The organism is Streptomyces sp. CA189 (assembly GCF_056428985.1).
The window spans coordinates 36,606-49,356 of record NZ_JBWJVM010000068.1 but is presented as its reverse complement, the minus strand read 5'-3'; the positions used below and the strand labels follow the sequence as shown (position 1 = coordinate 49,356).

The 12,751-nt window shown below is 72.7% G+C and carries 12 protein-coding genes; 4 read left to right on the top strand and 8 right to left on the bottom strand.

Features of this window, described 5'->3' with window-relative positions:
- Both AC061S_RS34460 and AC061S_RS34455 read right to left on the bottom strand, forming a co-directional pair.
- The coding region (locus AC061S_RS34460) for an ATP-binding protein (protein ID WP_478689815.1) at positions 1-185 on the bottom strand (185 nt) is incomplete at its 3' end.
- The gene (locus AC061S_RS34455) at positions 182-865 is read right to left on the bottom strand and encodes a response regulator transcription factor (protein ID WP_243330199.1); all 684 of its coding nucleotides are present in this window, start codon (positions 863-865) and stop codon (positions 182-184) included. The genes AC061S_RS34455 and AC061S_RS34460, both read right to left, overlap by 4 nt.
- A gap of 72 nt (positions 866-937) precedes the next feature.
- Here AC061S_RS34455 and AC061S_RS34450 point away from each other — a divergent pair, with 72 nt between their 5' ends.
- Both AC061S_RS34450 and AC061S_RS34445 read left to right on the top strand, forming a co-directional pair.
- The gene (locus AC061S_RS34450; RefSeq protein ID WP_478689814.1) at positions 938-2,140 is read left to right on the top strand and encodes a UDP-N-acetylglucosamine--N-acetylmuramyl-(pentapeptide) pyrophosphoryl-undecaprenol N-acetylglucosamine transferase; all 1,203 of its coding nucleotides are present in this window, start codon (positions 938-940) and stop codon (positions 2,138-2,140) included.
- Positions 2,137-3,177, top strand: a complete 1,041-nt coding sequence (locus tag AC061S_RS34445; RefSeq protein ID WP_478689813.1) for an SDR family NAD(P)-dependent oxidoreductase — start codon at positions 2,137-2,139, stop codon at positions 3,175-3,177. The genes AC061S_RS34450 and AC061S_RS34445 overlap by 4 nt, the downstream gene beginning before the upstream one ends.
- Positions 3,178-3,226: 49 nt before the next feature.
- On the opposite strand, the gene AC061S_RS34440 is transcribed toward AC061S_RS34445, so the two are convergent.
- Positions 3,227-3,373 (bottom strand): hypothetical protein, encoded by a 147-nt coding sequence (locus AC061S_RS34440; protein WP_478689812.1) that lies wholly within the window; start codon positions 3,371-3,373, stop codon positions 3,227-3,229.
- Positions 3,374-3,379: 6 nt separating this feature from the next.
- Here AC061S_RS34440 and AC061S_RS34435 point away from each other — a divergent pair, with 6 nt between their 5' ends.
- Positions 3,380-3,826 (top strand): hypothetical protein, encoded by a 447-nt coding sequence (locus AC061S_RS34435; RefSeq protein ID WP_478689811.1) that lies wholly within the window; start codon positions 3,380-3,382, stop codon positions 3,824-3,826.
- A gap of 142 nt (positions 3,827-3,968) precedes the next feature.
- Here the strand turns inward: AC061S_RS34435 and AC061S_RS34430 are convergent, their stop codons facing one another.
- From AC061S_RS34430 to AC061S_RS34410, 5 genes are all read right to left on the bottom strand, one after another.
- Positions 3,969-5,561, bottom strand: a complete 1,593-nt coding sequence (locus tag AC061S_RS34430; RefSeq protein ID WP_478689810.1) for a Na+/H+ antiporter — start codon at positions 5,559-5,561, stop codon at positions 3,969-3,971.
- Positions 5,562-5,776: 215 nt separating this feature from the next.
- Positions 5,777-6,250 (bottom strand): GNAT family N-acetyltransferase, encoded by a 474-nt coding sequence (locus tag AC061S_RS34425; protein ID WP_478689809.1) that lies wholly within the window; start codon positions 6,248-6,250, stop codon positions 5,777-5,779.
- Positions 6,247-7,188 carry an RluA family pseudouridine synthase gene (locus AC061S_RS34420; protein WP_478689808.1) on the bottom strand — a complete coding sequence of 314 codons (942 nt, stop codon included), beginning with the start codon at positions 7,186-7,188 and terminating at the stop codon, positions 6,247-6,249. The genes AC061S_RS34425 and AC061S_RS34420 overlap by 4 nt, the downstream gene beginning before the upstream one ends.
- A 65-nt stretch (positions 7,189-7,253) precedes the next feature.
- Positions 7,254-7,817, bottom strand: coding sequence for a signal peptidase II (gene lspA / locus AC061S_RS34415; protein WP_478689807.1), 564 nt, complete (start codon positions 7,815-7,817; stop codon positions 7,254-7,256).
- A 219-nt stretch (positions 7,818-8,036) separates the two neighbouring features.
- On the bottom strand, positions 8,037-8,807 hold the full coding sequence (locus AC061S_RS34410; protein WP_478689806.1) for a TraR/DksA family transcriptional regulator: 771 nt from the start codon (positions 8,805-8,807) through the stop codon (positions 8,037-8,039).
- 597 nt (positions 8,808-9,404) lie between these two features.
- On the opposite strand from AC061S_RS34410, the gene ileS reads away from it, so the two are divergent.
- A complete protein-coding gene (ileS, locus tag AC061S_RS34405; RefSeq protein WP_478689805.1) occupies positions 9,405-12,551 on the top strand; it encodes an isoleucine--tRNA ligase in 3,147 nt (1,048 codons plus the stop codon).
- The last annotated feature ends 200 nt before the right edge of the window (positions 12,552-12,751 follow it).

Genomic DNA, 12,751 nt, shown 5'->3' with positions numbered 1-12,751 from the left:
AACGCCCGAGCCGCCCCGGCCCGGTAGAACCGGTCGAAGACGTACGGCAGATCCGCGTCCGAGATCCCCGGCCCGTGATCCCGTACGGTCACCTCCGCCCCGCCGTCCCCCCGAACGGCCAGCGCCAGCCGGGTCCGCAGCGGCCGCCTGCGCCGCCACCGCGCTCCGAGCCCACGCCCGCTCACGCGGCGTCCAGCCGGTAGCCGACCCCGTGCACGGTGTGGACCAGCCGGGGCTCGCCGCCGGCTTCCAGCTTCCGGCGCAGGTAGCCGACGTAGACGGCCAGGGAGTTGGAGTCCGGCCCGAAGTCCCGGCCCCACACCAGTTCCAGGACCAGCTCGCGCGGCAGCACCTGCCCGGGGTGGCGCAGGAGCAGTTCGAGCAGCGCCGACTCGGTGCGGCTGAACTCCAGCGGCCGCTCGCCGCGCCGCCCGGTGCGGGTGGCCGGGTCGAGAACGAGGTCCCCGTACGCGAGCACGGGCGCGCCCCCGGCCGGTTCGGGGGCGGCCCGCCGCAGGAGGGCCCGTACCCGGGCCACGAGCTCGTCGAGCGCGAAGGGTTTGACCAGGTAGTCGTCGGCGCCCGCCTCCAGCCCGTCGACGCGGTCGCTCACCGCGTCCAGCGCCGTGAGGACGAGGACGGGCGTACGGTCGCCCACCGCGCGCAGTTGCCGGCACACGGCGAGCCCGTCCAGCACCGGCATCATCACGTCGAGGACCACGGCGTCCGGCTGCCAGAGCGCCACCTCGGACAGCGCGGCCAGCCCGTCGGCCGCGCCGCGCACCTCGTACCCCTCGACGGCGAGGCCGTCCTCGACGGCGGCCCGCACCTCGGGCTCGTCGTCCACCACCAGAATCCGCTGCATGCGGCAAAGCCTCCCAAATGCTCCGGGAGAACCTCTTAGAACCTTCTTAGGGCGCACCGGAAGTCTGCGTCCATGACCTCCTCCCCCTCGCCCTCCCGCTCACACCGGCCGCTTTCCGTCGTGATCGGCGCGGGCGGCACCGGCGGCCACATCTATCCCGGCCTCGCCCTGGCGGAGGCGCTGCGCGCCGCCGTCCCGGACGCCGTGGTCTCGTTCATCGGCACCGAACGCGGCCTGGAGACCGAGCTGATCCCGGCCGCCGGCTACCGGCTGCACACCGTGGACATGATCCCCTTCGACCCGGCGCTGGGCGCCAAGCGCTACCTCCTCCCGGCGGCGCTGCTGCGCTCGGCCGGGCAGGCGCGGGCCGTGATCCGGGCGCAGGGCGCGCAGGTGGCCGTCGGCATGGGCGGCTACCCGAGCGCGCCCGCCGTGCTCGGGGCCCGGCTGGCCGGACTGCCGGCGGTGATCCACGAGTCCAACGCGGTACCGGGCCGGGCCAACCAGTTCGCGGCCCGCCTCACCCCGCACATGGCAGTGGCCTTCGACCGCAGCCGGGAGCACCTGGCGGGCGGGGCCCGGGCGCTGACCACCGGAATGCCCATCTCCGCGGCCCTGTCGGGCCTCGCCGAACTGTCCCGCCCCGCGCGGGCGGCCTTGCGTGCGCGGGCCCGGCGGGAGCTCGGGGTGCCGGACGGACGGCGGCTGGTGGTGTTCAACGGCGGCAGCCTGGGCGCCGTACGCCTGACCACGGCCGCGGCCGGGCTGGCGGCCGCGTGGCAGGCGCGGGAGGACGTACAGCTCCTGATCAAGACGGGGCCGGCGGCGCTCGCCGACACCGTGGCCGGGCTGTCCTCCTCGGGCGGGCGGCGGATCGCACGGGCCGTGCCGTACCTGGACCGGATGGACCTCGTCTACGCGGCCGCCGACCTGGTGGTGTGCCGGGCCGGCTCGGCGACGGTGGCGGAGCTCGCGGCGACCGGGGTCCCCGCGGTGCTGGTCCCCTACCCGTACGCCCCGGGCGACCACCAGACCCACAACGCCCGGGTGCTCTCCGACGCCGGCGCCGGCCTGCTGCTGGCCGACGCCGAGGCGACGGCCGGCCGCCTCGCGGAACTGCTCGCCCCGCTCCTGGCCGACCCGGCGCGGCTGGCGGCGATGGCCGGCGCGGCCGACCCGGGCCCGCACGCGCGGGCCGCCGAACTGCTGGCCTCGCAGGTCCTGCGGGTGGCCGGCTTCCCCTCCTTCTCCCCCACTCCCCTGGAGCTCGTATGACCACGCACGCACACACGCCCACGCCCGCCCCGACGCGCGCTCCCGCCGACTGGAGCGGCCGGACCGTCCTCGTCACGGGCGCCGAGGGCTTCATCGGCTCCACCCTCGTCGACCTGCTGGTCGCGCGGGGCGCGAAGGTGCGCGCCTTCGTGCACTACAAGCCGTACGCCGAGAAGGGCCACCTGGCCCGGTACCTGGCCGACCCGGACGGCCCGGTGGAGATGTGGGCCGGCGACGTCCGGGACGCGGGCCGAGTCAGCGACGCGGTGGCCGGCTGCGACACGGTCTTCCACCTGGCGGCGCTGATCGGGATCCCGTACAGCTACGCCTCGCCCGGCGCCTACGTGCAGACCAACGTCACCGGTACCGAGAACATGGCCGAGGCCTGCCGCCGCCACGGCGTGCGCCGCCTCGTCCACACCTCCACCAGCGAGGTCTACGGGACGGCCCTGACGGCCCCGATCTCCGAGAGCCACCCGCTCCAGCCGCAGTCCCCGTACTCCGCTTCGAAGATCGGCGCCGACATGATGGCGCTCTCCTTCCACCACGCCTTCGAGCTGCCGGTGACGGTGGTCCGGCCGTTCAACACCTACGGCCCCCGCCAGTCGGCCCGCGCGGTCATCCCCACCATCCTCGCCCAGCTCCACTCGGGCGCCCGGGAGGTCCGCCTGGGCTCCCTGACCCCCACCCGGGACTTCACCTACGTGACCGACACCGCGGCTGGCTTCCTCGCGGTCGCGGAATGCGACCGGGCCCTGGGCGAGGTGGTCAACCTCGGCAGCGGCGAGGAGATCTCCATCGGCGACCTGGCCGGCGCCCTGATCACGGCCTCGGGCCGGGACGCTGAGGTGGTCGTCGACCCGGCCCGGCTGCGTCCCTCGGGCAGCGAGGTCCAGCGCCTGCTGTCGGACAACACCCGGGCCCGCGACTGGGCCGGCTGGAAGCCCGAGGTCTCCCTCCAGGAGGGGCTGACCCGCACCTCGGAGTGGATAGCCGCCCACCTCCACCTCTTCGCCCCGGACCGCTACCAGGTGTAGGCCGCTCCGGTGTAGGCCGCTCCGGTGCAGGCCGCTCCTCCCTTCCGGGTCAGGCTTGATCCGGAAGGGAGGAGCGGGCCCGCGACCGGGCCCGGTCGCGGAACCAGGCGACCGTTCCCACCAGGACCGCCACCCCCACCCCGTACAGGGGCAGCCACAGGGTCGTCGTGGCCGCCAGGCACTCGGCGACCGCCATACGGGCGTGGGTCTCCTGCCCGAACGCCAGGGCCGCGCCGTCACGGTCCGCGAGGTTCCCGAGCGCGGCCTCCGCCTGGAGGGCCGGCGTACGGGGGCCCTGCCCAGCAGTCCGCACTCGCCACGGGTCCCCGGCATCGGGAACAGCCAGGCCCGGCGCTGGAGCAGCGGGGCGAGCGCGATCGCCACGCACAGGCCGACGATCAGCGCGTACGCGACCAGGCCCCGCAGGTACGCCGAGCGGAGGTCGGGCGTCCACTCCGCCCGCCGCTGGAAGGCGAGCAGCACGGCGAGGAGCGTCACCCCGATGAAGGTGGCGAACCACTGCCACGACCCCTGGGCGAGCGCGAAGGTCAGCACGGCGGCGAGCCCGATGCCGATGACCCCGGGAGCCGGAAGGTCACCGCCCACCGGGGCGGACGCAGGCCTTTTCGGGGTCACTCGGGGGCTGTGATCACTCACGGGACTCTCCTGCGGGGGAGCCATCAGCATCCGCCGGTCCGCTCCGCGGCCCCGGGCGCCATGCCGTACGGGCCCCGCGCCCCGCCCGGATGGCCCGCGCCCGGCCCCCGGAGCGGGCCTGCGGACCTACGGACCTACGGACTGCGCAGGCTGCGGACGTCCAGATGCCGGAGCACCCGGTCGACGATCTCCGGATCGGCGCCGGGTTCGCTGCGCGCGGCCAGCACCTCGTGCCGGGCGGCGGACATCATCTCCCGCTGGATGCGCTGGACGTCGCGGATCCGCTCCACCCGCTTCGCGTACGCCTCCCGCCGCTCCTCGTCGACCATGTCGGGGCTGATCCTGGCACCCACGTCGTACGCCCTCCGGTAGAGGATCTCCACCAGGTCCTCGGGCAGGTCCTCCACCTCCTCGATCTCCTTCAGCCGCCGCTTCGCGGCCTTGGCGGCGCGGATCGCCAGCGCCCGGGCGATCTCCGCCTCCGCGTCCGAGTCGGCCTCCACGCCGAGCCGGCGGACCAGCCACGGCAGGGTCAGCCCCTGGAGCACGAGGGTGGCCATGATCACGGCGAAGGCGATGAAGACGATCTCCTGGCGGGCCGGGAAGGGATCCCCCGCGTCCGTCTCGAAGGGAATGGCGAGCGCCAGCGCCACGGAGGCCACGCCCCGCATCCCCGCCCACCACATGACCACGGACTCCCGCCAGCTCAGCGGGATCTCCTCGTCGTAGTCGCGGCGAGAGTGGAGCCGTTTCGCGAGCCAGCCGGCCGGCAGCAGCCACACCAGCCGTACGCCGACCACCACCGCGACCACGGCCGCCGCCCACCCGGCCATCTCCCAGCCCCGGCCGGCGGCCGCCCCGAAGACGTTGTGCAGCTCCAGCCCGATCAGCCCGAAGGCGACACCGGTGACCAGCATGTCGACGACCTCCCAGAACGTGTGCCCGGCGAGCCGGCCCAGCACGTCGTCGGCGTCGTTCGCGTACTCGGCGAGGAACAGGGCCGTGGTCAGCACGGCCAGCACGCCGGAGCCGCTGAACTCCTCGGCCACCACGTAGGACACGAACGGCACGAGCAGCGTCAGCCCGATCTGGAGCGTGGCATCGCCGAGCCGCCCCATGAGCCGGTTGGCCGCCCAGCCGAGCGCGAGCCCCACCGCGACGGCCACCACGGCCGACAGGACGAACTCCCCGAGCGCCTCGGGCCACGAGAAGCTGCCGCTGACGGCGGCGGCGATGGCCACGTGGTAGAGCACGATGGCGGTGACGTCGTTGAAGAGCCCCTCGCCCTCCAGGATCGACACCATGCGCCGGGGCAGCCCGAGCGACCCGGCCACGGCGGTGGCGGCGACGGGGTCGGGCGGGGCGACGAGCGCGCCGAGCGCGACGGCCGCGGCGATCGAGAGCCCCGGTACGAGGGCGTGCGCGGTGAAGGCGACGGCCACGGTGGTCACGAAGACGAGCGCGACGGCCAACAGCAGGATGGGCCGCACATTGGCGGCGAACTGCCGCCAGGAGGTCCGCTGCACGGAGGCGTACAGCAGCGGGGGCAGCACGAGCGGCAGGATGTACTCGGGCGGGATGTCGACGTTGGGCACCACGGGCACCAGGGCGAGCACCACCCCGCCGAGCGTCATCAACACCGGCGAGGGCAGCCCCAACCGGTCCCCGAGCGGCACCGTCACCACGGCCCCGAGCAACAACACGAACAACAGCAGGAGCTGATCCACTCCCACACACTGCCAGCCCGCCGCGCTCGGCACCGCAGACCGAACTGCGTGTCGGCCCCCACCGAACCCAGCCCCGCCGGCCCACATCCAGCCTCGCCGGCGTTTGAGGCGCGGGGTCTGGGGCGGAGCCCCAGGGGGGTCCGGGCGCAGCCCGGGGAACGGTGGAGGGGAGGGTAGGGGACAGCCCCGCAGGGCCGCGCCCACCCCCGGCCGGGCTACGGCAGCAGCGCGCGCCGCATCGACCGGTGCGGAATCCCCGCGTCCTGGAACTCCGGCCCGTAGGCCTCGTACCCCAGCCGCTCGTAGAACCCCATCGCATGGGTCTGCGCGCCCAGGTCAACAGCGGAAAGACCGAGCCGCACCGCCTCGACCTCGATCGCCCGCACCAGCGCAACCCCCACACCGAGCCCGCGCGCGGACTTGGCGACGGCCAGCCGTCCGAGCGAGCCGACCTCCGGGGAGCCCGTCTTACTCAGGGCCCCCGGCCCGTACAGCAGCCGGCCGGTGCCCAGCGGCACCCCGTCCGGCCCCTCGGCCAGCACGTGCACCGCGATCTCGTCGTACGCGTCGTACTCGATCGACTCCGGCACCGACTGCTCGACCACGAAGACCTCGGTCCGCACGGCGAAACAGGCCTTCAGGTCCGCCTCGGTGACGGCGACCCGTACCGAGACGCCGTCCGAGGTCACTCGCTCTCCTTGCGGATCACGTCCAGCGCGTTCTGCAGGTCGTCCGGGTAGGTGCTCGCGAACTCGACCCACTGCCCGTCCGACGGGTGCTCGAACCCGAGCCGCACCGCGTGCAGCCACTGCCGGGTGAGCCCGAGGCGCTTCGCGACGGTCGGGTCGGCGCCGTAGGTCAGGTCGCCGACGCAGGGGTGCTTGTGCGCGGCCATGTGCACGCGGATCTGGTGCGTGCGCCCCGTCTCCAGCTTGATGTCCAGCAGCGAGGCGGCGCGGAAGGCCTCGATCAGGTCGTAGTGCGTGACGGAGGGCTTGCCCTCCTGGGTCACGGCCCACTTGTAGTCGGCGCTGGGGTGCCGCCCGATCGGCGCGTCGATCGTGCCGCTCATCGGGTCCGGGTGGCCCTGCACCAGCGCATGGTAGCGCTTGTCGACGATCCGCTCGCGGAACTGGTTCTTCAGCGAGGTGTACGCGCGCTCCGACTTCGCGACGGCCATCAGGCCGGACGTGCCGACGTCGAGCCGGTGCACGATGCCCTGGCGCTCGGAGGCGCCGGAGGTGGAGATGCGGTAGCCGGCCGCGGCGAGGCCGCCGATGACGGTGGTACCGGTCCAGCCGGGGCTGGGGTGGGCGGCGACGCCGACCGGCTTCATGATGACGACGATGTCGTCGTCGTCATGGACGATCTCCATGCCGGGGACGGGCTCGGCCACGAGCTCGACCTTCCGGGGCGGCTCGGGCATCTCGACCTCGAGCCAGGCGCCGCCGTGCACACGCTCGGACTTCCCGACGACACTGCCGTCGACCAGCACCTTTCCCGCGGCCGCGAGTTCGGCCGCCTTGGTCCGGGAAAAACCGAACATACGGGCGATGGCGGCGTCGACGCGCTCGCCCTCGAGGCCATCGGGAACGGGCAGGGTGCGGATCTCGGGAATCGTACTCACCTGTCGAGTATGCAGGACTCGACAGGAGACCATTCCCGCGATCAGTCCTCGGACGCCTTGCCGGATCAGTCCTTGTGGACGGTGCCGTCCGGGTCGAGGCCCTTGAACGACAGCAGCACGATCAGGATCCCGCCGCACACGATCGCCGAGTCCGCGAGGTTGAACACCGCGAAGTGGGCGGGTGCGATGAAGTCGACGACCGCTCCGCGGAAGACGCCCGGCGAGCGGAAGATCCGGTCGGTCAGATTGCCCAGCGCCCCGCCCAGCAGCAGGCCCAGCGCGATCGCCCAGGGCAGGCTGTACAGCTTCCGCGCGAGCCGCACGATGACCACGATGACGGTGGCGGCGATGCAGGTGAAGAGGATCGTGAAGGCCTCGCCGAAGCCGAAGGCGGCGCCGGGGTTCCGGATCGCGTCGAACTTCAGCAGGTCTCCGATGACCTGGATCGACGGCTGGTGCTCCAGCTTCGCGACGACCAGCATCTTGCTGCCCAGGTCGACCAGATAGGCGATCAGCGCCACGACGAGCAGCGCGACGATCCGCCGCTGCCCCTTGGGCGCGGCGGATTCCGGCTGGGCGCCGTCGTCCCCGACCTCCGGCGTACCGATGATGCGCTCCGCCTCTGCCACGTGAGTCCCTCGAACTAGCTCGAACCAGGTTGTTGGACGGCACGGCGCCGACCGACCCGCCAGGTTCCTGGACCCTGACGAGACACGAGAGTACGTCAGGGCACCCTCCGGCCGCCGCCCCGGCCGCCGCCCAGGTGGAGGCCGGGTGGAGGCCGACGGAGGCCGCCTGCGCCGGCCCCGGCCCCTCCGGCGCCCGCCCGGGGCCCGCTCAGCCGCCGCTCAGTGCCGCCGCTCCTGCTTCTGCTTGCAGTCCACGCACAGCGTGGCCCGCGGGAAGGCCTGCATCCGCGCCTTGCCGATGGGCCGGCCGCAGTTCTCGCAGAGGCCGTACGTGCCCGACTCCAGCCGTTCCAGCGCGCGCTCGGTCTGCTCCAGCATCGAGTTGGCGTTCGCGGCGAGGGCGAGCTCGGACTCCCGGGTGATGTTCTTGGTCCCGGTATCGGCCTGGTCGTCACCCGCGCCGTCACCGGAGTCCCGCATCAGCCCGGAGATGGCCGCGTCGGAGGCCTGGAGCTCGGCGCGCAGCCGCAGCACCTCGCTCTCCAGCTCGGCCCGCGCATCCGCCACCTCCGCCGGGGTCCAGGGGTCCTCGCCGGGCCGTACGGCGAGCTCGCCGGGCGCCAGGCCCGCCCCGCCCCGCGCCTTGGGCAGCCCGCTGGTCGCGGCCGTGGCCGTCTTCCTGGCCGTGCCGGTGCTCTTCTTGGCAACCACTTTCCGGGCTCCCGTCTCGTGCGCGGCCTGCGCCGCCCCCTCGGCCCCGGCCGGCTTGGCCGTGGCCTTCTTCGCGGCCGTCTTCTTGACGGCGGCCGCCTTCTTCGCAGCTGCCGTCTTCTTCGCGGCCGCCGCCTTCTTCCCGGCGGTGGCCCCGTCCACCGGTCCGGCCTCCGGATCCGGGGCCGCCACCTCCGTCTCCGGCTCCTTCGCCGGCTTCTCCGCAGCCTTCCCGACAGCCTTCTTGGCAGTACTCCCGGCGGTCTTCTTCGCCACCATGGCCGCGGCCCCTTCACATACTGTGATCATTGCTCGCGAATCGTGCCGGAACGATAAATCGACTCCGGCCCCGCGGCAACGGGGCACGCGTCCATCGAGGTCAACCTGCATCCGTTGTGCCCAGCAGGGAGCCCGGTAATCCGCCCCACCCGCCCCACCGCACCCCGAAACGGCCCGTCGGCCCATTCGGGTCATTCCAGACCCCCGTCCGCGCCCCGCCCGCACCCCCGTCCGCACCCCCGCGCCACGCCCCGCAAACCGGTCTGCCGACCAGCCCCCCGGCCCGTACACTGGGCCCAGCGAGAGGCATGGATGGGGACGAGTAGCGTCGGACGCAGCCAGGAGCGACCCGGGGACGGTGAGAGCCCGGGGGCGAGCGCGATGCGAAGGATCACCCCGGAGCCGCCGGAAGAAAGCCCACGGGGATTCCCGTAGGGCGAGTAGAACCGGCTTCGCACCCCAATGAGGGGGCCCTCGGACCACAGGTCCGGAGGCCAAGGAGGGTGGTACCGCGGGAGCAGCAGGTCCTTGGAAACGAGGGCGGCTCTCGTCCCTCCGGACGGAAGTGACACCCCGCCGGAGGAAGAGTTCAGCCTCATGACCACACCGCCGCAGTACCGCCCGGTACCCGCCCAGGTCGACCTGCCTGCCCTTGAGCACGCGGTCCTCGACTTCTGGCGCGAGAGCAAGACCTTCGCCAAGACGCTGGAGCAGTCCGAGGGACGCCCCGAGTGGGTCTTCTACGAGGGCCCGCCCACCGCGAACGGCATGCCCGGCGCGCACCACATCGAGGCCCGCGTCTTCAAGGACGTCTTCCCCCGGTTCCGCACCATGCGCGGCTACCACGTGGCCCGCAAGGCCGGCTGGGACTGTCACGGCCTGCCCGTCGAGCTCGCCGTCGAGAAGGAGCTGGGCTTCAACGGCAAGAAGGACATCGAGGCGTACGGCATCGCCGAGTTCAACGCCAAGTGCCGCGAGTCCGTGACCCGCCACACCGACGCGTTCACCGAGCTCACGAACCGGATGGGCTACTGGGTCGACCTCGACGACGCCTACCGCACCATGGACCCCGAGTACGTCGAGTCCGTGTGGTGGTCGCTGAAGGAGATCTTCAACAAGGGCCTGCTCACCCAGGACCACCGCGTCGCCCCCTGGTGCCCCCGCTGCGGCACCGGCCTCTCGGACCACGAGCTGGCCCAGGGCTACGAGACGGTCGTCGACCCCTCGGTCTACGTCCGCTTCCCGCTGACCTCCGGCCCCCTCGCGGGCGAGGCGGCGCTGGTCGTCTGGACGACCACCCCCTGGACCCTGGTCTCCAACACCGCGGTGGCCGCACACCCCGACGTCACCTACGTCGTGGCGACGAACGGCGAAGAGAAGCTCGTCGTCGCCCAGCCCCTGCTGGAGAAGTCCCTCGGCGAGGGCTGGGAGGCCACCGACCAGACCTTCACGGGCAAGGAGATGGAGCGCTGGACGTACCAGCGCCCCTTCGACCTGGTCGAGTTCCCCGCCCCCGCCCACTACATCGTGAACGCCGAGTACGTCACGACCGAGGACGGCACCGGTCTGGTCCACCAGTCCCCCGCCTTCGGCGCCGACGACCTCGCGGTCTGCCGCTCGTACGGCCTGCCCGTCGTGAACCCGGTCCGCGCCGACGGCACCTTCGAGGAGGAGGTCCCGCTGGTCGGCGGCGTCTTCTTCAAGAAGGCCGACGAGAAGCTGACCGCCGACCTCGACGCGCGCGGCCTGCTCTTCAAGCACATCGCCTACGAGCACAGCTACCCGCACTGCTGGCGCTGCCACACCGCGCTGCTCTACTACGCGCAGCCGTCCTGGTACGTCCGCACCACCGCCGTCAAGGACGCGATGCTGCGGGAGAACGAGAAGACCAACTGGTTCCCGGACTCCGTCAAGCAGGGCCGCTTCGGCGACTGGCTGAACAACAACATCGACTGGGCGCTCTCCCGCAACCGCTACTGGGGCACCCCGCTGCCCATCTGGCGCTGCGAGGAGAACCACCTCACCTGCGTCGGCTCCCTCAAGGAGCTGAGCGAGCTGACGGGCACGGACCAGTCGGGTCTGGACCCGCACCGCCCGTACATCGACGAGGTCACCTTCCCCTGCACGGCCGATGGCTGCACCCTCACCTCCGTCCGCGTGCCGGAGGTCATCGACGCCTGGTACGACTCGGGTTCGATGCCGTTCGCGCAGTGGGGCTACCCGCACAAGAACAAGGAGATCTTCGAGAAGCGCTATCCGGCGCAGTTCATCTCGGAGGCCATCGACCAGACGCGCGGGTGGTTCTATACGCTGATGGCGGTCGGCACCCTCGTCTTCGACAAGTCCTCCTACGAGAACGTGGTCTGCCTGGGCCACATCCTCGCCGAGGACGGCCGCAAGATGTCCAAGCACCTGGGCAACACCCTCGAACCGATCCAGCTGATGGACCAGCACGGGGCGGACGCCGTCCGCTGGTTCATGGCGGCCGGCGGCTCCCCGTGGGCGGCGCGCCGCGTCGGCCACGGCACGATCCAGGAGGTCGTCCGCAAGACGCTCCTCACGTACTGGAACACGGTCGCCTTCCAGGCCCTGTACGCCCGGACGTCGAACTGGGCCCCGTCGGCCTCCGACCCGGCGCCCGCGGACCGCACGGTCCTCGACCGCTGGCTGCTCTCGGAGCTCCACACCCTGACGACCGAGGTCACGGAGGCGATGGAGTCCTACGACACCCAGCGCGCCGGCAAGCTCCTCTCCTCCTTCGTCGACGACCTCTCCAACTGGTACGTCCGCCGCTCGCGGCGCCGCTTCTGGCAGGGCGACGCGGCCGCGCTGCGCACCCTGCACGAGGTGGTGGAGACGGTCACCCGCCTCCTCGCCCCCCTCACCCCCTTCATCACGGAGCGGGTCTGGCAGGACATGATCGTCCCGGTCACCCCGGACGCCCCGGAGTCGGTGCACCTGACCACGTGGCCGGTCCCGGACGCCTCGGCGATCGACCCGGAGCTGTCCCGGCAGATGCTGCTGGTACGCCGCCTCGTGGAGCTGGGCCGCGCGACGCGGGCCGAGTCGGGCGTGAAGACCCGCCAGCCGCTGTCCCGCGCGCTGGTCGCCGTATCGGGCTTCGAGACCCTCTCCCCCGAGCTGCACTCCCAGATCACGGAGGAGCTGAACGTCTCCTCGCTGGCCTCCCTCTCGGAGGTCGGCGGCTCCCTGGTCGACACCACGGCCAAGGCGAACTTCCGTGCGCTGGGCAAGCGCTTCGGCAAGGGCGTGCAGGACGTGGCGAAGGCGGTGGCCGCGGCCGACGCGGCGGCGCTGTCCCTGGCCCTGCGCTCCGGCTCCGCCGAGGTCGAGGTGGACGGCGCGCCCGTCACCCTCACCCCGGAGGAGGTCATCATCACGGAGACCCCCCGCGAGGGCTGGTCGGTGGCGTCCGACTCCGGCGCGACGGTCGCCCTGGACCTGGAGATCACCCCGGAGCTCCGTCTGGCGGGCCTGGCCCGTGACGCGATCCGCCTGATCCAGGAGGCCCGGAAGAACTCCGGTCTGGACGTCGCGGACCGGATCGCCCTGCGCTGGTCCACGTCGGACCCGGAGCTGGTGACGGCCCTGACGGACCACGCGTCCCTCATCGCCGACGAGGTCCTGGCCACGGACTACGCCTCGGGCGAGGCGGACGCGTCGTACGGCGACCCGTTCGAGGACGAGCCCCTGGGCCTGACCTTCCGCCTCCGCAAGGCGTAGCCCCCGGGCTGAAGCGGCCCGTATCCCCCTGCCGGGGAGTGCGGGCCGCTTCGCGTTTCCCCTACCCGCCCTTCCACCGTTCCCCGGGCGCTGCCCGGACCCGGCGCTGAGGCAAATCCAGCCTCGCCGGCGTTTGAGGCGCGGGGTCTGGGGCGGAGCCCCAGGGAACGGGCAAAGGGCGGGTAGGGGACCCAGCCCCG

Coding starts and splice junctions, on each gene's coding strand:
- AC061S_RS34450 (WP_478689814.1), top strand. CDS start 938: ATGACCTCCTCCCCCTCGCCCTCCCGCTCACACCGGCCGCTTTCCGTC.
- AC061S_RS34410 (WP_478689806.1), bottom strand. CDS start 8,807: ATGGTGGCGAAGAAGACCGCCGGGAGTACTGCCAAGAAGGCTGTCGGG.
- ileS (WP_478689805.1), top strand. CDS start 9,405: ATGACCACACCGCCGCAGTACCGCCCGGTACCCGCCCAGGTCGACCTG.
- AC061S_RS34455 (WP_243330199.1), bottom strand. CDS start 865: ATGCAGCGGATTCTGGTGGTGGACGACGAGCCCGAGGTGCGGGCCGCC.
- AC061S_RS34445 (WP_478689813.1), top strand. CDS start 2,137: ATGACCACGCACGCACACACGCCCACGCCCGCCCCGACGCGCGCTCCC.
- AC061S_RS34440 (WP_478689812.1), bottom strand. CDS start 3,373: ATGGCGGTCGCCGAGTGCCTGGCGGCCACGACGACCCTGTGGCTGCCC.